General features: G+C 71.6%; 19 protein-coding genes and 2 tRNA genes. 10 read left to right on the forward strand and 11 right to left on the reverse strand.

Features of this window, described 5'->3' with window-relative positions; translation table 11 throughout:
* Positions 1 to 4: 4 nt before the first annotated feature.
* The 6 genes from ACFYY7_RS09540 to ACFYY7_RS09565 form a co-directional block, all read right to left on the reverse strand.
* Positions 5 to 1270: an HD-GYP domain-containing protein gene (locus tag ACFYY7_RS09540; protein ID WP_388659095.1), complete on the reverse strand. Its 1266-nt coding sequence runs from the start codon at positions 1268 to 1270 to the stop codon at positions 5 to 7.
* Positions 1267 to 2733, reverse strand: a complete 1467-nt coding sequence (locus ACFYY7_RS09545) for an HD-GYP domain-containing protein (RefSeq protein ID WP_388659098.1) — start codon at positions 2731 to 2733, stop codon at positions 1267 to 1269. Before ACFYY7_RS09545 ends, ACFYY7_RS09540 begins: the two co-directional genes overlap by 4 nt.
* A gap of 137 nt (positions 2734 to 2870) precedes the next feature.
* Complete coding sequence (rsrA, locus tag ACFYY7_RS09550; protein ID WP_388659100.1) at positions 2871 to 3191, reverse strand: mycothiol system anti-sigma-R factor; 321 nt, start codon at positions 3189 to 3191, stop codon at positions 2871 to 2873.
* Positions 3188 to 3844, reverse strand: coding sequence for a sigma-70 family RNA polymerase sigma factor (locus tag ACFYY7_RS09555; protein WP_266729806.1), 657 nt, complete (start codon positions 3842 to 3844; stop codon positions 3188 to 3190). Before ACFYY7_RS09555 ends, rsrA begins: the two co-directional genes overlap by 4 nt.
* Before the next feature lie 273 nt (positions 3845 to 4117).
* Positions 4118 to 4795, reverse strand: a complete 678-nt coding sequence (locus tag ACFYY7_RS09560; RefSeq protein ID WP_388659103.1) for an alpha/beta family hydrolase — start codon at positions 4793 to 4795, stop codon at positions 4118 to 4120.
* A gap of 16 nt (positions 4796 to 4811) precedes the next feature.
* Positions 4812 to 5627: an SOS response-associated peptidase gene (locus tag ACFYY7_RS09565; protein WP_388659107.1), complete on the reverse strand. Its 816-nt coding sequence runs from the start codon at positions 5625 to 5627 to the stop codon at positions 4812 to 4814.
* Between the two features lie 78 nt (positions 5628 to 5705).
* On the opposite strand from ACFYY7_RS09565, the gene ACFYY7_RS09570 reads away from it, so the two are divergent.
* The 4 genes from ACFYY7_RS09570 to ACFYY7_RS09585 all read left to right on the forward strand — a co-directional run bounded on the left by ACFYY7_RS09570 (position 5706) and on the right by ACFYY7_RS09585 (position 9249).
* Entirely contained in the window at positions 5706 to 6419 is a 714-nt protein-coding gene (locus ACFYY7_RS09570) for a M50 family metallopeptidase (protein ID WP_388659110.1), read from the forward strand.
* 79 nt (positions 6420 to 6498) lie between these two features.
* Positions 6499 to 7815 (forward strand): 3-phosphoshikimate 1-carboxyvinyltransferase, encoded by a 1317-nt coding sequence (aroA, locus tag ACFYY7_RS09575; protein ID WP_388659112.1) that lies wholly within the window; start codon positions 6499 to 6501, stop codon positions 7813 to 7815.
* 3 nt (positions 7816 to 7818) lie between these two features.
* A complete protein-coding gene (gene rsgA, locus ACFYY7_RS09580; RefSeq protein ID WP_388659115.1) occupies positions 7819 to 8835 on the forward strand; it encodes a ribosome small subunit-dependent GTPase A in 1017 nt (338 codons plus the stop codon).
* A gap of 90 nt (positions 8836 to 8925) precedes the next feature.
* Positions 8926 to 9249 (forward strand): multidrug efflux SMR transporter, encoded by a 324-nt coding sequence (locus ACFYY7_RS09585; RefSeq protein WP_145803350.1) that lies wholly within the window; start codon positions 8926 to 8928, stop codon positions 9247 to 9249.
* Here the strand turns inward: ACFYY7_RS09585 and ACFYY7_RS09590 are convergent.
* Complete coding sequence (locus tag ACFYY7_RS09590) at positions 9179 to 9862, reverse strand: TetR family transcriptional regulator (RefSeq protein ID WP_388659119.1); 684 nt, start codon at positions 9860 to 9862, stop codon at positions 9179 to 9181. The genes ACFYY7_RS09585 and ACFYY7_RS09590 overlap by 71 nt on opposite strands.
* Positions 9863 to 10002: 140 nt before the next feature.
* Here ACFYY7_RS09590 and hisN point away from each other — a divergent pair, with 140 nt between their 5' ends.
* A complete protein-coding gene (gene hisN, locus ACFYY7_RS09595; RefSeq protein WP_376311987.1) occupies positions 10003 to 10803 on the forward strand; it encodes a histidinol-phosphatase in 801 nt (266 codons plus the stop codon).
* A 227-nt stretch (positions 10804 to 11030) separates the two neighbouring features.
* Positions 11031 to 11435, forward strand: a complete 405-nt coding sequence (locus tag ACFYY7_RS09600) for a cyclic nucleotide-binding/CBS domain-containing protein (RefSeq protein WP_388659122.1) — start codon at positions 11031 to 11033, stop codon at positions 11433 to 11435.
* 75 nt (positions 11436 to 11510) lie between these two features.
* Here ACFYY7_RS09600 and ACFYY7_RS09605 read toward each other — a convergent pair whose 3' ends face one another.
* The gene (locus ACFYY7_RS09605; protein WP_388659125.1) at positions 11511 to 12962 is read right to left on the reverse strand and encodes a catalase; all 1452 of its coding nucleotides are present in this window, start codon (positions 12960 to 12962) and stop codon (positions 11511 to 11513) included.
* 161 nt (positions 12963 to 13123) lie between these two features.
* Here ACFYY7_RS09605 and ACFYY7_RS09610 point away from each other — a divergent pair, with 161 nt between their 5' ends.
* From ACFYY7_RS09610 to ACFYY7_RS09625, 4 genes are all read left to right on the forward strand, one after another.
* Positions 13124 to 13543 (forward strand): Fur family transcriptional regulator, encoded by a 420-nt coding sequence (locus ACFYY7_RS09610; RefSeq protein ID WP_356088433.1) that lies wholly within the window; start codon positions 13124 to 13126, stop codon positions 13541 to 13543.
* A 319-nt stretch (positions 13544 to 13862) separates the two neighbouring features.
* The gene (locus ACFYY7_RS09615) at positions 13863 to 14573 is read left to right on the forward strand and encodes an ABC transporter ATP-binding protein (protein ID WP_388659776.1); all 711 of its coding nucleotides are present in this window, start codon (positions 13863 to 13865) and stop codon (positions 14571 to 14573) included.
* Complete coding sequence (locus ACFYY7_RS09620) at positions 14570 to 15439, forward strand: ABC transporter permease (RefSeq protein WP_388659128.1); 870 nt, start codon at positions 14570 to 14572, stop codon at positions 15437 to 15439. The genes ACFYY7_RS09615 and ACFYY7_RS09620 overlap by 4 nt, the downstream gene beginning before the upstream one ends.
* 101 nt (positions 15440 to 15540) lie before the next feature.
* A complete protein-coding gene (locus ACFYY7_RS09625) occupies positions 15541 to 16680 on the forward strand; it encodes an ABC transporter substrate-binding protein (protein ID WP_388659131.1) in 1140 nt (379 codons plus the stop codon).
* A 53-nt stretch (positions 16681 to 16733) separates the two neighbouring features.
* On the opposite strand, the gene ACFYY7_RS09630 is transcribed toward ACFYY7_RS09625, so the two are convergent.
* From ACFYY7_RS09630 to ACFYY7_RS09640, 3 genes are all read right to left on the reverse strand, one after another.
* Positions 16734 to 16807, reverse strand: a tRNA-Met gene (locus ACFYY7_RS09630).
* Between the two features lie 101 nt (positions 16808 to 16908).
* Positions 16909 to 19020, reverse strand: coding sequence for a tetratricopeptide repeat protein (locus tag ACFYY7_RS09635; RefSeq protein ID WP_388659135.1), 2112 nt, complete (start codon positions 19018 to 19020; stop codon positions 16909 to 16911).
* Positions 19021 to 19233: 213 nt separating this feature from the next.
* Positions 19234 to 19307 (reverse strand) — tRNA-Met (locus ACFYY7_RS09640).
* Positions 19308 to 19312: the final 5 nt, after the last annotated feature.

Consider the following 19312-nt stretch of genomic DNA (forward strand, 5'->3'; position numbering starts at 1 on the left):
TGGGTTACCCGGGCAGGACCGGGGCCGGAACGCCCCGGGCCAGGACCCTGGCCAGTGATTCCACGACTTCGGGCTGATAGTCGTGGGCGGTCCCGAGCCTGAGTTGTTCCAGCGCGCCCAGCGGCCCGATGAGACTTTCCCCGCACAGGTCGTCGTATGCGTTGACGGCCCTGACGATCCTGGCGGACAACGGCTGCTCGCGGTAGGGGTCGGCCTGCCGTTCCACGACGACGGCTACCTCGGGGTCCACCCCGGTCTGGCGGACCACGGCCCCGCCGAGCAGCGCGATACGGCGCTGATCGGCGGCGGGCAGGGTGGCCGTCGCCCCGTCCGGGACCGGGTCGACCAGCGAGAGCTGACCGATGTCGTGCATCAGGGCGGCGTGCTCCAGCACGGTCAGCCGGCTCCCGGAGAGCCCCAGCTCACGGCCGACGGCCCGGCAGAGCAGGGCGACCCGGCGGGCATGCCCGTGCGGGGTGTACCCGGCGATCTCGGTGGACCTGGCGAGCGAGGCGATGGTCTGCCGGTAAGTGATGCGCACGGCGACGAACCGGCGGAACGAGACATGGGTCAGCAGCAGCGGTACGCACAGGACGGGCAGCGCCCACAGCCCGGCGACGGCCACCCCGAGCGCCATCACGACCCCGGTCGCGCAGACCGCCGAGCCGATGCCGAGAAGGCCGCGCAGCTCGTCCCGCAGCAGTGGCGGGTAGGGGTGGCGGGTGCGCGCACGCAGCAGCAGGGCCGCGAGCACGGCGTCGCACAGGGCGGTCAGGACGAGGATCAGGAGCAGGACGAGCACGTAGTACGGGCCCTCGCCGGACCAGCCCTCGGCGCGCCCGCTGTTGTACAGCGGCTGGAAGCACACGGCGGCGAAGGTGACGGTCAGGACGCGGCGGGCCACCCGGTCGGGTGCGGGCCCCGTGCCCCGGGCCACATGGGGCACACAGGCCACGAGGTTCGCCGCGACGAGCACGGCGACCACCTGAAGGACGCCGTGCTCGGTCGGTCCGCCGCCGCTGCGGCCCAGCAGGGCGTACGCGAGGGCTCCGGCGGCGCCGAGCGGCGCGGGCTCGCGCTCGCCGGGCAGCGCGCCCCAGCGGGCCAGTTCGCCGACGGCGATGAGCACCCCGAAGGCGAGGGCGTGACCGGGCTCGTGGACGCCGTTCCAGAGGGTGTGGCCGAGCCCGGCGGCGGCGAGCAGGGCCGCGGCGGCGCGGACGGTGAGGACGGCGGCGGGCAGCCGGGTCCCGGCGCTGTCCCCGGTCACCGGCGGCGGTCCGCGGGCGACTGCGGTCCGGGCACCGCACCGAGCCCGTCCGCCGGGGGCTGCGGCGGCGGTACGCGGTCGAGCCCGCCGGACGGCCCGGGGCGGCCCGGGGCGGCCTCCGCGCTCTCGGCCCGGGGCCCGGGGACCCCCGGCCCGTCCGCCGTCCCGGCCATCGTCACCGCCGACCAGCCGTGCCGTTCGAGCCCGCGCGCCAGCGCCCGGACCATCTGCGGGTCGAACTGGGTGCCCGCACACCGCTTCAGCTCCTCCAGCGCGGCCGGCACGGGCCTGCCCCGCCGGTAGGACCGGGTCGAGGTCATCGCGTCGAAGGCGTCCGCCACCGCGACGACCCGGGCGAACTCCGGGATCTCGCGCCCGCTGAGCCCGTACGGGTAGCCGCTGCCGTCGAGCCGTTCGTGGTGGTGCAGGATCGCGGCCCGCGCCTCGCCGAGGAAGCCGATGCCGCGGACGATCTCGTGCCCGTACTCCGGGTGCAGTTCGATCACCTGTCGTTCCTCCGGGGTGAGCGGACCGTCCTTGCGGAGCACCCGGGTGGGGACGCCGAGCTTGCCGACGTCGTGCAGGATGCCGGCGAACCGGACGACCTCCAGGCGGCCGGGGTCCATGCCCAGTTCGCGGGCGATGAGGACGGAGGCCCGCCCGACCCGTTCGCTGTGGCCCCGGGTGTAGGTGTCCTTGATGTCGACGGCCTGCACCAGCGCCCTGATGGTGGCGCGGTGGGCGGCGTGCTCGCGGTGGTACTGGGCGAAGACCCAGCAGGAGATGTACATCGGCAGCAGGACGATCAGCGCGGACAGCGGACCGTACGGACCGCGCCACAGGACCGCCATCATCAGCCCGGCGAGTCCGTGCACCAGATGCGGTCCCAGCGAGCGCGGCAGCAGCCCGCTCCAGGCCCGCCGCAGGGGCAGCCGCTCGGCCACGGCCAGGATGGAGCCGTCCAGCGAGGTCAGTACGAGGCTGAAGGCCAGGGCGGCGGCGCAGGCGGGCAGGATCGCGTGGGGCAGGTCGGGGAGCCGGCCGGGGCCGGTACCGGTGCCGCCGAGCGTGGCGGTGCCGCCGAAGAGTCCGTGGACGGACGAGGCCGCCCAGACCGTGACGGCGAGCTGCGCGGCCCGCCAGACGCGCCGTGCGGTGAACGGCGGCTGTTCGACCCGGCCGACGAGCGATCCGGGCACGGCGACGAGGGCCGCGGCGGCGGGCGGCAGCAGGAAGGCGGTGGCAAGCAGCAACGGGAAGAACGATCCGGCACGGATCGGCATGGAGCTGCCGAAGAAGGGGCAGCGCCCCGGGAGTTCACAGGCCAGATAGAGCCCGGTGAGCAGTGCGACGGTGACCCACGGGGTCCCGGCACCGCTCCGCAGCGCGGGAAGCACACAGCACAGGGCACCCTGCACGACCGCCGCGATGTACGCGCGCGCCGCCCCGCGTGTGGCTCTCACCCGCCCGGCCCGCCCCCCAACATGGTCAATGGAGGCGCCAGGCTAGCGAGTTGTGGAACCGGTCGAGCGTCGATGAGCCCGATTAGCACATTCGGGTGATTCGGTGGCGGCGGCCGGTACGTGCCGGCCGCCGGGTGTCACTCCTTGGCGACGGTCGGCTGTCCGCTCTCGGCCGCCGTCACGTCCTGCTCGGGCACGGCCTGCCCCGAGCGGATCAGATCGATCCGGCCCATCACCTTGGACCGCAGATCACTGGGCACGTCGTCCTGGCCGCAGCAACGCTTCACCAGCTTCTTGACGGCCTGTTCCAGGCCGTACTTCTCCAGGCACGGGGAGCACTCCTCGAAGTGCACCTCGAACTTGGTGCAGTCGCTGTCGGGCATCTCGTGGTCGAGGAACTCGTAGAGATGATCGAGGACTTCCGAGCAGTCCGTCTCGTGCGGCTCTCCGCAGCTCATGAGCCCGAGCCTTTCCGATCGTCCGACTCTCCGGCACCGGCCGGGACGAGCCCGCGCTCCCGGGCGTAGTCCTCCAGCATGCCGCGCAGTTGGCGGCGGCCCCGGTGCAGTCGGGACATCACCGTACCGATGGGAGTCCCCATGATGTCCGCGATCTCCTTGTAGGCAAAGCCCTCGACATCGGCGAGATACACGGCGATGCGGAACTCTTCGGGGATCGCCTGCAGAGCGGACTTCACGTCGGAGTCGGGCAGGTGGTCGAGCGCCTGCGACTCGGCGGACCGCAGACCGGTCGACATGTGCGACTCGGCGCGCGCCAGCTGCCAGTCCTCGATCTCCTCGGCGGCGCTGCGCTGGGGTTCGCGCTGCTTCTTGCGGTACGAGTTGATGAACGTATTGGTGAGGATGCGGTACATCCACGCCTTGAGGTTGGTGCCCTCACGGAACTGGTGGAAGGAGCCGTACGCCTTGGCATACGTCTCCTGGACCAGGTCCTCGGCGTCCGCGGGGTTGCGCGTCATGCGCAGCGCGGCCGAGTACATCTGGTCGAGGAAACCGAGCGCGTCCCGCTCGAAGCGCGCGTTGCGCTCGGCGGACGTCTCCTGTGCGCGGCCGTCGTCGGTCCCTGTGTCGGTCCCAGTGACCGGACCCACCTCCTCCAACGCTGTGGCGGAGCCGAAACCGGACCCGCTCGAATCGGAGAATAGTCGACCTTGCTTCGATACGGGCTGTCGTTCCGATCCGCCCGGGGCCCGCTCGGGAGTGGTCTTGGCCGCGTGCAGCACCGTCCACTCCAGGTCAGCGGCGTTCGAGCGGCGCGGGCAGATGGTCGAACCCATGCGACGGACTCCCTCTCCACGTACGACGTTGATGTACCGATGTCACCGACAACAGTGGCCCCTCCCCCAACATTCCCGGGGTGCACGTCACACGAGGGCCGACAGCCAGCCGGTCACGGCGGCGGTCAGGATCCCCATCGCCTCGTCCTGGCCGAGGCCGGCCTTCTTCGGTACGGAGAACCCGTGGTCGGCGTACGGCACTTCGGCGAGCTCGTATTCCCCCGGAGGGAATTCGGCGGGCCGCCCGAACGGGTCGTGGCCGCCCTGCACGACGAGCGTGGGCACGCCGGAGCCGAGCAGCTCGTCCGCGCGGGACTTCTCCGGCTTGCCCGGCGGGTGCAGCGGGAAGCTGAGCGCGAGGACGGCGTGGGCGCCGAGCTCCGCGGCGGTCCGGCAGGCCACCCGGGCCCCGGCGCTCCGCCCGCCCGCGACGACGGGCAGTCCGGGCGCGGTGAGCGCGGGCCACAGCCCCCGCCACCCGGTGTCCAGGGTCTTCGGGGCGGGCGCCAGCCGCTTCCCGGCGACCCGCCACGGCTGCTCCACCAGGGCCACGGTCACCCCGTGGGCGGGCAGCGCGGCGGCCAGGGCCTGGAGATCGCGGGCCTCGATGCCGCCGCCCGCGCCATGGCCGAGGGCCAGCACCGGGCGGGCGCTCCCCGCCTTCGTGGTGCCCGTCGCGGGGAACCAGGTGATCCTGGCCGGTCCGGCATCGGTGTCGACCGTTTCGGCCCGGTGGCCGGTGTCTTCAGTGCTCACGTGCCCCATCCTCCCCGCCGGGAGCTCAGAAGAGGGTGCCCACTTCCGGTGCGGCCAGTTCTTCCAGCAGTTCGGGCCCGTTGTTGCGGACGTTGCTGACGGCCGTGGCCACCGGATAGGCCCGCATCAGCCCGCCCGGCGGCGGTGCGAGCAGCCCCTTCAGCTCCTCGACGTCGGTGCGCGAGGGGTCGAGCCAGTCGTCCCAGCGGTCCGGGGTCAGCATCAGCGGCATCCGGGGGTGGATGTCGGCGAGCGTGGACGGGCCGTCCGCGGGGGCGACGGCGAGCGGGGTGGTCTCCGCCTCGGTCGTGATCACCGTGCACGTCACCCACCAGGCCATCGGGTGGTCGTCGGGCAGCGTCCGGTCGCGCCAGAACTCGTACAGCCCGGCCATCGCGAAGACCGATCCGTCGGCGGGGGTCACGAAGTACGGCTGCTTGCGCGGCCGCTTCTTCTTCCCCTTCTCCTCCAGCTGCCGTTCGTCCGCGCCGGTGACCCACTCGTAGTAGCCGTCGGCGGGCAGGATGCAGCGCCGGGAGACGAAGGGGCGGCGGAAGGACGGCTTCTCGTGGACGGTCTCCGCACGGGCGTTGATCATCCGCGCGGCGCCCTCCGGGGACTTCGCCCAGGACGGCACGAGCCCCCATTTCAGCGCGCGCATCTGGCGAACCGGACGCTGGTCGTCTGCGTCTTTGAGAGGACGCTCCAGTACGGCGTAGACCTCCTTGGTGGGCGCCACGTTCCAATCGGGCGCCAGGGCTTCGGCCGGCTCCCACTTCTCGACCTGGAAGAGTCCGGTCAGGTCCTCGGGCCGCCGACTCGCTGAATACCGTCCGCACATGAGTGCCAGACTGCCACGACCGTCACACCGGCAGGACGCCGATACCGCAAGCCGATACCGCAAGGAGCCGCCCGCACCATGGACAGCACCGAACTGGGCAATCTGTGGGACCGCGTGTTCGGCACCCAGCCCGCCCCCGAGCAGTGGCTGGTGGTGGTCACCGGCACGCTCGCACTGATCGCCGTCGTACCGAACCCGATATGGCGGCTGACCCGCAACGCGATCACCATCGCGCACGAGGGCGGCCACGGGCTGATCGCGCTGCTCACCGGCCGGCAGCTGTCCGGCATCCGGCTGCACTCGGACACCAGTGGCCTCACCGTCAGCCGCGGCAAGCCGACCGGGATCGGCATGGTCCTCACCGCTGCCGCCGGCTACACCGCCCCGCCGCTGCTGGGCCTGGGCGGCGCGTGGCTGCTGGTCGACGGCAGGATCACACTGCTGCTGTGGGTGGCCACCGCGCTGCTCGCGGTGATGCTGGTGATGATCCGCAATGTGTACGGGGCGCTGACGGTGATCCTCACCGGCTCGGCCTTCCTGCTGGTGTCCTGGCTGGCCTCACCCGCCTGGCAGTCGCTGTTCGCGTACACCGTGGTCTGGTTCCTGCTGCTCGGCGGCGTGCGCCCGGCCTTCGAGCTCCAGTCCAAGCGGCGCCACGGCGGTGCGCCCGACTCGGACGCGGACCAGCTGTCACGGCTGACGGACGTGCCTGCCGCGCTCTGGCTCTTCCTCTTCCACGCGGTGTCGCTCTGCTCACTGATCGGCGGCGGGCGCTGGCTGCTCGGCATGTGAGGCATGCGGGGCATGAGAGGACCTCGGCGGAGCCCGCTGGGCGGGAGGCTGCCGGGCGAAGGCCGTTAAAGTGAGATCCATGACCGAAAGCTCCGTGCACCCCGCTCTCTGGCCCGCCCCGCATGCGACCGGGGCGGTCGACGCGACCGTCACCGTGCCCGGATCGAAGTCGGTCACCAACCGCGCGCTGGTCCTCGCCGCTCTCGCCGCCGAGCCCGGCTGGCTGCGCCGCCCGCTGCGTTCCCGCGACACCCTGCTGATGGCCGAGGCGCTGCGCTCGATGGGCGTGGGCATCGAGGAGGGCGTGGGCCCGGACGGCTCCGGCGAGGCCTGGCGGGTCATCCCGGCCCGGCTGCACGGCCCGACCACGGTCGACGTCGGCAACGCCGGTACGGTCATGCGCTTCCTGCCGCCGGTCGCCACCCTCGCCGACGGCCCGGTCCGCTTCGACGGCGACCCGCGTTCGTACGAGCGCCCGCTGACCGGCGTGATCGACGCGCTGCGGGTGCTCGGCGCCCGGATCGACGACGAGGGGCGCGGCTCGCTGCCGATGACCGTGCACGGCAGCGGTGCGCTGGACGGCGGTCCGGTGGCGATCGACGCCTCCTCGTCCTCCCAGTTCGTCTCGGCGCTGCTGCTGTCCGCGCCGCGCTTCAACCAGGGGGTGGAGGTGCGTCACACCGGCGCCCGGCTCCCCTCCATGCCGCACATCCGGATGACCGTCGACATGCTGCGGGCGGTCGGCGCGCAGGTCGACGAGCCGGAGACGGGCGGCGAGCCGAACGTCTGGCGGGTCTCCCCCTCCGCCCTGCTCGGCCGTGATCTGACCATCGAGCCCGACCTCTCCAACGCCCAGCCGTTCCTCGCGGCCGCGCTGGTCACCGGCGGCCGGGTCACGATCCCCGACTGGCCCGAGCACACCACCCAGCCGGGCGACGCGCTGCGGGAGATCTTCACCGCGATGGGCGGCAGCTGCGAGCTGACCGAGCGCGGGCTCACCTTCACCGGTTCGGGCCGGATCCACGGCATCGACGTCGACCTCGGCGAGGTCGGCGAGCTCACCCCGGGCATCGCGGCGGTCGCGGCCCTGGCCGACTCGCCCTCCACCCTGAGCGGCGTCGCCCATCTGCGGCTGCACGAGACGGACCGGCTGGCCGCGCTCACCAAGGAGATCAACGAGCTGGGCGGCGATGTCACCGAGACCGCCGACGGCCTCCACATCCGGCCCCGCCCGCTGCGCGGAGGTACGTTCCATACGTACGACGACCACCGGATGGCGACCGCGGGGTCGATCATCGGCCTTGCCGTCCCCGGAGTGGAGATCGAGAACGTGGCGACGACCGCCAAGACCCTGCCGGACTTCCCGCAGATGTGGACCGGAATGCTCGGGGCCTGAGACATGCGCCGCTACGGCAAGAACCCCGACGAGGACGACATCCGGTTCCGCCCCAACCCGAAGGGCAACCGGCCTCGCACTCATACCCGCCCGAAGCACGAGGACGCCGAGGAGGGCATGGTCCTCACCGTCGACCGGGGCCGCCTCACCTGCCTCGTCGACGGCCGTACGGTCATGGCGATGAAGGCCCGTGAGCTGGGCCGGAAGGCCGCCGTGGTGGGCGACACCGTCTCCATCGTCGGTGATCTCTCCGGCGACAAGGACACCCTCGCCCGCATCGTCCGCATCGGTGAGCGCCGCTCGGTGCTGCGCCGGACCGCGGACGACGACGATCCGTACGAGCGGGTGGTCGTCGCCAACGCCGACCAGCTGGCGATCGTCACCGCCCTGGCCGATCCGGAACCCCGGCCGCGGATGATCGACCGCTGTCTGGTCGCCGCGTACGACGGCGGGCTCTCGCCGCTGCTGGTCCTCACCAAGTCCGATCTGGCCTCCCCGGACAAGCTGCTGGAGGCGTACACGCCGCTGGGCGTCCCGTTCATCGTGACCAGCCGCGAGGAGCTGGAGAACGGCGACGCGGCCGACCGGGTCCGCGAGCAGTTGAACGACCGGGTCACCGCCTTCGTCGGGCACTCCGGCGTCGGCAAGACCACGCTGGTCAACGCGCTGGTGCCGAAGGACCGGCGGCGTACGACGGGAGTGGTCAACGCGGTCACCGGGCGCGGCCGGCACACCACCACCTCGGCGCTGGCGCTGCCGCTGCCCGACTACCGGGGCTGGGTGATCGACACCCCCGGCGTGCGCTCCTTCGGGCTCAACCACATCGACCCGTCCCGGGTGATCCACGCGTTCCCGGATCTGGAGCCCGGCACCGAGGAGTGCCCGCGCGGCTGCACCCACGACAGCCGTGAACCGGAATGCGCCCTGGCCGCCTGGGTAGCGGACGGCCACGCCGATCCGGCCCGGCTGGACTCGCTGCACCGGCTGCTGTCCACCCGGGAACGGCGCGAGGGCGACTGACCGGGGCACGTTTGCGATCCGGTGTCACCGGTAAGTGCATAATCGTATTCAGTGTGGCAAGGCGGTCACCGACGCGGGAGGGCACTGACGATGGCGTGGCTGCTGGTCGTGGTCGCAGGACTTCTGGAGACCGGCTTCGCCGTCTGTCTGAAACTCTCGCACGGCTTCACCCGGCTCTGGCCGACCATCGCGTTCTGTGTCTTCGCCCTCGGCAGCTTCGGTCTGCTGACGTTGTCGCTGAAGAAGCTCGACGTGGGCCCCGCCTACGCGGTGTGGACCGGCATCGGCGCGGCGGGCACCGCGATCTACGGGATGGTCTTCCTCGACGACGTGGTCTCCACGCTCAAGCTGGTCTCGATCTCCCTGGTGATCGTCGGGGTGATCGGTCTCCAGCTCTCGGGCTCGTCCCACTGACCGCGTCCGGCGCCCGTGCCACCACGTGGCGCACCAGCGGTGCCGGCTCTCCCCCGGCCTCCGGCGGGGCGGGCACCAGTGCGTAGCTCAGGGCGAGCCGCAGCACGATCTCGCAGGTCGCGGCCAGTTCCTCCCGGCCTCGCGGTGGCCGTTCCCCGTCGAGTGCGGCCACCGCGCGTTCACCGGCCCGGCGGAGCAGTTCGGTGGGGGCCGGCGGTCCGGGATCGGCGCCGCGCGGGCCCGGCAGCGGGGACGCGTACCCGGCCGGCGGGGGTCCGGGGCTGGGTAACCGCTCGCTCCAGCAGCCGGTGAGCAAGGCCTTCACCAGCACGTTCGCGCGTACGGCCCGGACGGTCCAGGCAGCGGTGGCGGCCAGTCTGTCCGCCGTGCCGCCGGCCGATCCCAGCGCCTGCTCGACCCCGGCCAGATAGCCGTCGGCGGCGTCCCGCACCAGGGCGCGGGCCAGGCCGTCCTTGCCGCCGAACTCGTTGTGGAGGGTCTGCCGGGAGACGCCCGCGGCGGCGGCCACGTCGACCATGCGCACCGACGTCCAGGGCAGGGTCGCCAGCGCCGAGAGGGCGGCGTCCAGCAGTACTTCCCGCGCTGTGGGCATCGTCGCCTCCCGCGCCGAGGGCTCCGCGACCCAGCGTCGGCTCGCTCCCCGGGACTGTCAATGGTCCGCGCGGCTGTCGACGGTCGGCGCGGCTCCGGGGACGTATGGCCCCGTTCACCTTCGGTCGATACTGTGACCGCATGCCCGATTACCACGATGATCTGCGCCTTGCCCATGTACTGGCGGACGCCGCCGACGCGGCGACGATGGACCGGTTCAAGGCCCTCGACCTCAAGGTCGAGACCAAGCCGGACATGACGCCGGTGAGCGAGGCCGACAAGGCCGCCGAGGAACTGATCCGCGGCCACCTGCATCGGGCCCGCCCGCGCGACGCGATTCTGGGCGAGGAATTCGGGATCGAGGGCACCGGCCCGCGGCGCTGGGTCGTCGACCCGATCGACGGCACCAAGAACTATGTGCGCGGCGTGCCCGTCTGGGCGACGCTGATCTCGCTGATGGAGGCGGGCGAGGACGGCTTCCAGCCGGTGGTCGGCGTGGTGTCGGCCCCCGCGCTGAACCGGCGCTGGTGGGCGGCCAAGGGCGCCGGGGCGTACACCGGCCGCAGCCTGACCTCCGCGACCCGGATCCAGGTGTCGAAGGTGGAGCGGATCGCGGACTCCTCGTTCGCGTACGCCTCGCTGAGCGGCTGGGAGGAGCAGGGCCGCCTCGACGGATTCCTGGACCTGACGCGGGCCTGCTGGCGCACGCGCGGGTACGGGGACTTCTGGCCGTACATGATGGTCGCCGAGGGGTCGGTGGACATCTGCGCGGAGCCCGAGCTCTCGCTCTGGGACATGGCCGCCAACGCGATCATCGTCCAGGAGGCGGGCGGGAGGTTCACGAGCCTGGACGGGGTCTCCGGTCCGGGCGGCGGCAACGCGGCGGCATCGAACGGGCTGCTCCACCACGAGCTGCTCGGCTACCTGAACCAGCGCTACTGAACCGGCGCGGCTGAGCCCGCACTGCTGAACCGGCTCCACCGGCCCGGATCGCATCGGATCGCATCACCGGACCGTGTTCCCGAGGGGCGTCGCGCGCTGTCGCACGCCCCTCGGTGCGCTTCACTCCCCTTGTTCCGCCCGCACATCGGTGCAACTCTGAGAGTCCCCCCGCTTGTGAATTTGTGAATCGGCTCACATGGCCGTTCACCAAGGAGGTGGCTCCCTTCATGCTCGTCCGTGACGCCATGAGCACGCTGGTCCTCACCATCGGGCCCGCCCATACACTCCGCCAGGCCGCCCGGCTGATGTCGGTCCGCCGCATCGGGGCCGCGGTCGTCCTCGACCAGGACAACAGCGGGCTCGGCATCCTCACCGAACGCGACATCCTCAACGCGGTCGGCTCCGGACAGGATCCGGACGTCGAGACCGCCGCCGCCCACACCACCACCGATGTGGTCTTCGCCTCGCCCACCTGGACCCTGGAAGAGGCCGCGGAGGCCATGACACACGGCGGGTTCCGCCACCTGATCGTGCTGGACGGCCACGGGCCCGTGGGCATCGTCTCCGTCCGCGACATCCTGCGCTGCTGGGCGCCCATCAGGCGCCACCACCACGCGGAACTCATAGGCTGACCCCGGCGTGAACGACCGGTGGGCCGGTCTCCCCCGAAGAGGAGACCGGCCCACCGCCGGCGGCAGCCGCCCGGATCAGCCGCGAAGGGCCTGGACCGCGGCCTCCAGACGCTTGCCGAAGTCGCCGTCCGCCTGGCGGAAGTTGTTGATCGCGCGCTCGGCGATGTCGTCGCGCGAGACCTTGACGATGAACCCGGCGAGGTTCTCGATCAGCCGGGCCTTCTCGTCCTCGGAGTAGAGCCGGTAGAGGTTTCCGGCCTGCACGAAGTCGTTGTCCTCGGCGTGGCTCGGGGCCGCGTGCGTGGCGACCTCACCGGTGACGGTGGTGGGCTCCCACAGCGGACGGTCGGTCTGGGCCGGACCGCCGAAGCTGTTCGGCTCGTAGTTCTTCGCGCCCTTGTGGCGGCCGTCGTACAGGTAGCCGTCCCGGCTGTTGGTACGCGCCTCGGTGGCGTGCGGACGGTTCACCGGCAGGTGGTCGGCGTTGATGCCGACGCGGTAGCGGTGGGCGTCGCCGTACGCGAAGAGACGGCCCTGGAGCATCTTGTCCGGGGACGGACCGATGCCCGGCACGAAGTGCGCGGGGCTGAAGATCGACTGCTCGGTCTCCGCGAAGATGTTCTCCGGGTTCCGGTTGAGCTCCAGCTTCCCGATCTCGATCGGCGGGTAGTCCGCGTGCGGCCACACCTTGGTGAGGTCGAAGGGGTTGAAGCGGTACGTGGCCGCCTCGGCCGCCGGCATGATCTGGACCTGCACCGTCCAGGACGGGAAGTCGCCGCGCTCGATCGCCTCGCGCAGGTCGCGCTGGTGGCTGTCCGGGTCCTCACCCGCGAGCTTGTTGGCCTCGGCCTGGGTGAGGTTCTTGATGCCCTGGTCGGTCTTGAAGTGGTACTTGACCCAGAAGACCTCGCCGGCCTCGTTGTTCCACTGGAACGTGTGCGAGCCGTACCCGTTCATGTGGCGCAGCGTGGCCGGGATGCCCCGGTCGCCGAAGAGCCAGGTCACCTGGTGGGTGGACTCGGGCGACAGACCCCAGAAGTCCCAGACGTTGTCCGCCTCCTGCGAGCCGGTGTACGGGTCGCGCTTCTGGGTGTGGATGAAGTCCGGGAACTTGATGGCGTCCTTGATGAAGAACACCGGGGTGTTGTTGCCGACGAGGTCGTAGTTGCCCTCTTCGGTGTAGAACTTCAGCGCGAAACCGCGGGGGTCGCGCACCGCGTCGGCCGAGCCGAGGTTGCCCGCGACGGTCGAGAAGCGCAGGAAGGTCTCGGTCTGCTTGCCGACCTCGGAGAGGAACTTGGCGCGCGTCCACTGCGAGACGTCACGGGTCAGCGTGAACGTGCCGTACGCGCCGGCGCCGCGGGCGTGCACGATGCGCTCCGGAATGCGCTCACGGTTGAAGTGCGCGAGCTTCTCCAGCAGCGACTGGTCCTGCACCAGGACGGGACCGCCGACGCCCGCGGTCTGGCTGTTCTGGTTGTCGGCGACCGGCGCGCCGGCCTCCGTGGTGAGCGGTCCCTGCGTCACGTGCGCCTCCTGCGTCGTTCCTGCACATTCGTCTCGAACTGCACAGCCTGTCCCTTGGCGTATGCCGTTGCCGATCCTACAATGGACTTAGTCCAAGTCAAGCGGACATCCAAAGTCACACCCGTTCGGGACCTGGTCCCCTCACTGTTAGGCTTGTTTCCATGAGTGACCTGTTGGAACGACTTCGCGGACGCGGCTGGCGCATGACTGCGCAGCGGCGCGTCGTGGCCGAGGTCCTCGACGGGGACCATGTGCACCTGACGGCCGACGAGGTCCACGCGCGGGCCGTGGCCAAGCTGCCCGAGATCTCCCGCGCCACCGTGTACAACACGCTGGGCGAGATGGTGTCGCTCGGCGAGGTCATCGAGGTCTCCACGGACCGCCGCGCCAAGCGGTACGACCCGAACGCACACCGCCCCCATCACCACCTCGTCTGCGCGAGCTGCGGCACGATCCGCGACGTGCACCCGGCCGGCGACCCGATGGCGGACCTGCCGAGCGACGAGCGCTTCGGCTTCACGGTGTCCGGCGTCGAGGTCACCTACCGAGGCATCTGCCCCAACTGCGCGGCGACCGGCTGAGCCGGACGAGCGACGGAAGGCCCCGGTGCGAGCGTCATTCGCACCGGGGCCTTCCGCGTGAATCCCCGCAGGGAACGACGCACCTCCCCGCCACCGGCACGTGCGCACCCCCTTCCCGAATCTGACGGGTAGTCATATCGTCTGCGGCGATCACCTCCGCCCCGCGGCGGATCCGCACCTCGATACGCGCGAGGAGAGACCCGTGGGAGTTCCGCACCCGCCCCCACCCGCAACCGCAGCCGAACCCGCCCCCGCAACCACCCGTCCCAAACTCCGCGCCGACGCGCTCACCCGCTCGTTCGGGCGCGGCGCCAAGGCCCTGCCCGCCCTCGGCCCGCTCGATCTCTCCGTCGCACCGGGCGAGTTCACCTGCATCGTCGGCCCGTCCGGCTGCGGCAAGTCCACGCTGCTCAGGATCGCCGCCGGACTGCTCCGCCCCAGCTCCGGCGAGCTGTCCATCCGTACGACCTCGCCCCGCCCGGCGGCGATGATCTTCCAGGACTACGGCATCTACGACTGGAAGACCGTGCTCGCCAATGTCCGGTTCGGCCTCGACATCCAGCGCGTACCGCGCAAGGAGGCCGATGCCAGGGCGCGCGACTGGCTGGCCCGGATGGGGCTCTCCGACTTCGCCGGGGCTTATCCGGCCACCCTCTCCGGTGGGATGCGGCAACGGGTCGCGATCGCCCGCGCCCTGGCCGTGGAACCCGAGATGCTGCTGATGGACGAGCCGTTCGCGGCGCTCGACGCCCAGCTGCGCACCATCCTCCAGGACGAACTGCTCGACCTCACCCAGACCACCCGCACCACCACCCTCTTCATCACCCACAGCCTCGAAGAGGCGATCGTGCTCGGGGACAGGGTGCTGGTGATGTCCGCCAGACCGGGGCGGATCATCGCCGAGCGCCGCCCGCCGTTCGGCCGGCCGCGCACCGGCGAAGTCCGGTCGGCACCCGAGTTCACCGCGCTGAAGAGCGAGTTGTGGGAGCTCCTGCGCGGCGAGGTGCGCAGGGAGGCGGTCCCGGCATGACCGTCACCGTGAACGCCACGAAGTCCGAAGACGGCATCCTGATCCGCAGACCGGGCCCGCAGGAACTGCACCCGGTACGCACCCACCGCAGGCGCCGCACCCTGGAGATCGCGCTCGCCGTCGCCGTACCGCTGCTCCTCGTGCTGCTCTGGCAACTGGCCGCCGCACAGTCCTGGATCGACGCCCGGGTCTACCCCGCCCCCTCCACCATCCTGGCGGACGGCCTGGACCGGGCGGGCGCCGGTGAACTGTGGCCGGACGTGTGGGCCACGCTCAAGCGGGTCCTGGGCGGCTATGCGATCGGCACCGTCGCTGGGTACGCCCTCGGCCTGCTGATGGGCTCGCTCTCCCTCGTACGGGCGGCGCTGGAGCCGTTGCTCGACGCCCTGTACGTCGTACCGAAACTGGCCCTGCTGCCGGTCTTCCTCAATATGTTCGGCCTCGGTGAGGGACCGCAGATCGCCCTGGTCGCCGCGACCGTCTTCTTCTTCGTCTGGATCTCCACCATGGCGGCCGTGCTCGCCGTCCCGGTCGGCCACCGTGATGCCGGTCAGGTCTTCGGAGCCTCGCCCTGGCAGATGTTCCGCCATGTGCTGCTTCCCGCCTCGCTGCCCGCGGTCCTGGTCGGGGCACGGATCGCGGCAGGAGTGGCGGTACTCGTCATCGTCGCCTCCGAACAGATCGCCGCGGCCGACGGTCTGGGCCATCTGATCTTCGACTCCCGGGCGCTGTTCCAGAACGACGTGATGTTCGTCGGCATCGTGTGTGTGGCGGTCCTCGGTGTCGTCTTCTCCGAAGTGGTGCGGATCGCCGGACGGCTGCTCACGCCGTGGGCCCCGCGCGACCGCGGCCGCGGCCGGTCCTGAACGGCTCCCCACACTCCTCAACGGCCGGTCCCGAACGGCTCTCACGCTCCTCGACGGCCGGTCCCGAACGGCTCTCTCCACGCTCCTCGTACGGAGGCACTGTGCGTACCCACACCCTTTTCACCCGCACCGCCGTGCTCGTCGCGGCATCGCTGCTCGGCGCGGCAGGCTGCGCCGGGCAGGAGTCCGGCGGCGACGGTGCCGCCGCGCCGCGCACCGTCCGGCCCGTCGCGGGCTGCGGCGCCGGCAGCTGGACCGACCCGGCCGAACTCGCCCCCGACCGGAAGGCCGCCCGCTGCGACAAGGGCGCCCCGGCGGCCCAGCCCCTGTCGAAGCGGCGGAAGATCACCGTGGCCACCGGCACCCTGAGCGCGGAGTACGTCGCTCCGCTCCAGGTCGCGTTGGCGAAGGGCGAGTTCGCGAAGGAGGGGCTGGACGTCGAGCTGAAGGTACTTCCCACCCCGGACGCCCTGCCGCTGCTCGCCAAGGGCGACGTGGACGCCCAGTGGGCGGCTCCCGAGGCAGCCGTGATGAACGGCATCAACGGCGGCTTCGACATCAAGTGGGTCGCGGGGAACTTCTCCCCCGACCCCACCTCCAAGAGCGGCCTGTGGGTGCGTCTCAAGGACGGCGAGAGCGCCGATCACGTCGAGATGGCGGGCCGGAAGCTCGGCACCATGATCGGCAAGGGCTCCGTCATCGCGTACCCGATGGACACCTCCCTGAAGAAGCACGGCGGCGGCCTCGACAGGATCAGCTTCCAGCAGCTCGGTTCCGCGGATGTGCTGACCGCGCTGCAGAACGGCGGCGTGGACTCCGCCTGGCTGCTCGACCCGATCTGGCGCAAGGTGGACGGCGACACGAAGTACGCGTTCCTGGGCGGCCAGCCCGTCGGTGAACCGCTCGGCGGCCTGCTCTTCGGCCCGACACTGCTGAACAAGGACCCGGACGCGGGTGTCGCCTTTCTCCGCGCCTACATCCGGACGGTGAACACCTACTTCGCCGGGGACTACAAGTCCGATCCCGCGTTCGTCGCCGAGCTGGCGAAGCTGATGAAGACCGACGAGGCCACGCTGCGGTCGACCCCGTCGATGCGGATGGACTGGGAGATACGGAAAGGCACGACGGACCGGCTGCAGGAGGCGTACGCCGATTCGGGCGTCTCGAAGGGCGCCCCGGTGCCGGAGTCGAAGGCCGTCGACCGGGCGATGTACTCGGAGGCGGTGGGCCACAAGCTCTGACGCAATACACAGAAGGCCGGATCCTCTGAAAGGATCCGGCCTTCTGTCTTCAGTAGCGGGGACAGGATTTGAACCTGCGACCTCTGGGTTATGAGCCCAGCGAGCTACCGAGCTGCTCCACCCCGCGTCGTTGTGTTTAGAACTGTACGTCACCGCTGCCGACCAGCGCAAATCGATTCCGGGGGCGCCGGGGGTGACCCACCCCCGGCGCCCCGGCCGGCCTCTGCCCTACGCGGTCAGCTCCTGGTGCAGCGCCTCCAGCAGCCGGGCCGCCCGCTCGGCGACCTCCGCCGGGCCCAGCTCGACCGCCCGCGCGCACCAGCGCTGCCCCTCGGTGAGCTCGCCCCGGCGGGCGGCCAGCAGGGCGAGGCGCAGGGCCGCCCGCCCGTGCCCGTCGTTCGCGGCCCGGCTCCACCACAGCGCGGCCTCGCGCTCACTGCCCTCGCGGGCGAGCAGCAGCCCGAGGTTGAAGGCGCCGTTGCGGCTGCCCGACTCGGCGGCCTCGCGGTACCAGCGGGCGGCGCTGTCCACGTCGCCCCGGGCCGCCGCGAGCATTCCGACCCGTACCTGGGCGCGGCGGTGCCCCTGCTCGGCAGCCCGCTCGTACCACTCCTCGCACTCGGTCTTCTCCGGCATCGGCTCCCCGAGCGCGGGGGGGCCGGGCGGCGGCTGCCGCGAGTCCAGCACCCCGGCCAGCCGGAAGGCGGCCTCCGCGCTGCCACCACCCGCCGCACAGCGCAGATGGCGCTCCGCCTCCTGCTCCTCGCCCTGGTGCAGCAGGGCCATGCCGACCTGGAGGGCGGCCTCGGTGTGGCCGGCCGCTGCGGCACGCTCGTACCAGACCAGTGCCGCACGGTCCTCGTCGCGCCCGGCGTACAGGATGCCGAGGTTGAACGCCGCGTCGACGCTGCCCGCCTCGGCCGCCTTGGAGAACCAGGGCTCGGCGCCGGTCGCGTCGCCCGCCTGGAGCAGGAGCACGGCCAGTGCGTTGGCGGCCTCGCGGTGGCCCGCGTACGCGGCGCGGCGGTACCACTGCTCGGCCTGCGGCGTACGGTCCTGGGCCGCGCAGAGCAGGCCGAGGTTGTAGGCGCCATTGACGTCGCCAGCGTCCATCGCGGCGCGGTACCAGCGCTCGGCGGTCTGCTGTTCGCCACGGGCCGCGTGCAGGGCGCCCAGCGCGTTGGCGGCGTTCCCGTCGCCGTCCTGGGCCGCGCGAAGCCACCACACGGCGGCGCTCTCCTCGTCGCCCGCGTCACGCAGCAGGAAGCCGAGCGCGCAGGCGGCGCGCGCCTCGCCCGCCTTCGCGGAGATGAGGTACCAGCGGCCGGCCTCCTTGGGCTCGCCGCGCTGTTCGAGGATGGCGCCGAGGTGCAGAGCGGCACGCCGGTGGCCGCGCGCGGCGGCCTGCCGGTACCACTGCTCGGCCTCGCCCACCCGTCCCGTCGCCGGACCCGCCACCGGGCCGTCGTCCCTGCGTGCCACGGGTCGGCCGGTCGCGCCGGGGCGGTCACCGGCGCCGGGGCCGAGCCCGGGGCGGCCGAAGGCGTCGTGCGGGTCGTCGGCGGCGTTGCGGTCCAGCATGCGCGCGAGGCGGTACGCGGCCTCCCGGTGCCCCTGCTCGGCGGCGGCGCGCAGCCAGCGCTCCGCGCCGACGTCGCTGCGGTGTTCCAGCAGGTCGGCCAGGGCGTACGCGCCCAGCGCGTGGCCCTGCTCGGCGGACTGCCTCAGCCAGTACTCGGCGCCGGGCTCGTCGCCGCGCTCGCGGTAGTGGCGGCCCAGCGCGTGCGCCGCGGCGGCGGAACCCGCGACGGCGGCGATGCGCCACCAGCCGGCCGCGTCGTCGATGTATCCGCGCTGGTGGAGCAGGACGCCCAGGTTGTTGGCCGCGGCCCGGTCGCCGTCCGCGGTGGCCCCGCGCAGATAGGGCTCCGCGCCGTCCAGGTCGCCGCGGCGCAGCAGCAGGGCACCGAGGACGCTCATCGACGCGGTGTCCCCGGCATCGGCGGCGCGACGGTGACGCGCCTCGCTCTCGGCGCTCTCCGGGCTCTCGGCGCTACCGGGGGCCTCCGTGGCCCCGGTGCTCCCGTCGGCCCTGGCGCTTCCCCTGTTCTCTGTGAACTCCGTGCTCTCGACGGTCGCGGCACACCCCGCAGTCTCGGCAGTCTCGGTCGCCTTGATGATCTCAGGTGTCTCGGGTGTCTCAGGTGTGTCAGTGGTCTCGTTGCCCTCCGCGAGGGAAACACCAAAAGCCGCATTCGTCGCATTATCAGACCGATGAACGCGACGTTGCACAAACCGCCCTGTCTCCAACAGAGTTGCCCTGTCCCCCATAAATACCATCGTCGCACCGCCTGCCACCCGCGTACACCTGGTATAGCGCGGCCAGTTAGGTCACTTCAGCGTTTTGTCGACATGCCCACAGAGAGATAAGTCAAACACGTCCGGAGCCAACTCGTGCCCCGCGAACCGCACTTCACGCACCTTGCACAAGAAAGTCGCCGTGACACGACGAAGGCCCGGATCCTCGAAAGGATCCGGGCCTTGGTCTTTCAGTAGCGGGGACAGGATTTGAACCTGCGACCTCTGGGTTATGAGCCCAGCGAGCTACCGAGCTGCTCCACCCCGCGTCGTT

This window comes from Streptomyces sp. NPDC001933, from assembly GCF_042890955.1.
Lineage (GTDB): Bacteria > Actinomycetota > Actinomycetes > Streptomycetales > Streptomycetaceae > Streptomyces.

Bases quoted from the DNA above. Each gene is read 5' to 3' on its own strand.
- rsrA (WP_388659100.1), bottom strand. From the start codon at position 3,191: ATGAGCTGCGGAGAGCCGCACGAGACGGACTGCTCGGAAGTCCTCGAT.
- ACFYY7_RS09560 (WP_388659103.1), bottom strand. From the start codon at position 4,795: ATGGGGCACGTGAGCACTGAAGACACCGGCCACCGGGCCGAAACGGTC.
- ACFYY7_RS09565 (WP_388659107.1), bottom strand. From the start codon at position 5,627: ATGTGCGGACGGTATTCAGCGAGTCGGCGGCCCGAGGACCTGACCGGA.
- ACFYY7_RS09570 (WP_388659110.1), top strand. From the start codon at position 5,706: ATGGACAGCACCGAACTGGGCAATCTGTGGGACCGCGTGTTCGGCACC.
- aroA (WP_388659112.1), top strand. From the start codon at position 6,499: ATGACCGAAAGCTCCGTGCACCCCGCTCTCTGGCCCGCCCCGCATGCG.
- rsgA (WP_388659115.1), top strand. From the start codon at position 7,819: ATGCGCCGCTACGGCAAGAACCCCGACGAGGACGACATCCGGTTCCGC.
- ACFYY7_RS09585 (WP_145803350.1), top strand. From the start codon at position 8,926: ATGGCGTGGCTGCTGGTCGTGGTCGCAGGACTTCTGGAGACCGGCTTC.
- ACFYY7_RS09590 (WP_388659119.1), bottom strand. From the start codon at position 9,862: ATGCCCACAGCGCGGGAAGTACTGCTGGACGCCGCCCTCTCGGCGCTG.
- hisN (WP_376311987.1), top strand. From the start codon at position 10,003: ATGCCCGATTACCACGATGATCTGCGCCTTGCCCATGTACTGGCGGAC.
- ACFYY7_RS09600 (WP_388659122.1), top strand. From the start codon at position 11,031: ATGCTCGTCCGTGACGCCATGAGCACGCTGGTCCTCACCATCGGGCCC.
- ACFYY7_RS09610 (WP_356088433.1), top strand. From the start codon at position 13,124: ATGAGTGACCTGTTGGAACGACTTCGCGGACGCGGCTGGCGCATGACT.
- ACFYY7_RS09620 (WP_388659128.1), top strand. From the start codon at position 14,570: ATGACCGTCACCGTGAACGCCACGAAGTCCGAAGACGGCATCCTGATC.
- ACFYY7_RS09635 (WP_388659135.1), bottom strand. From the start codon at position 19,020: ATGGTATTTATGGGGGACAGGGCAACTCTGTTGGAGACAGGGCGGTTT.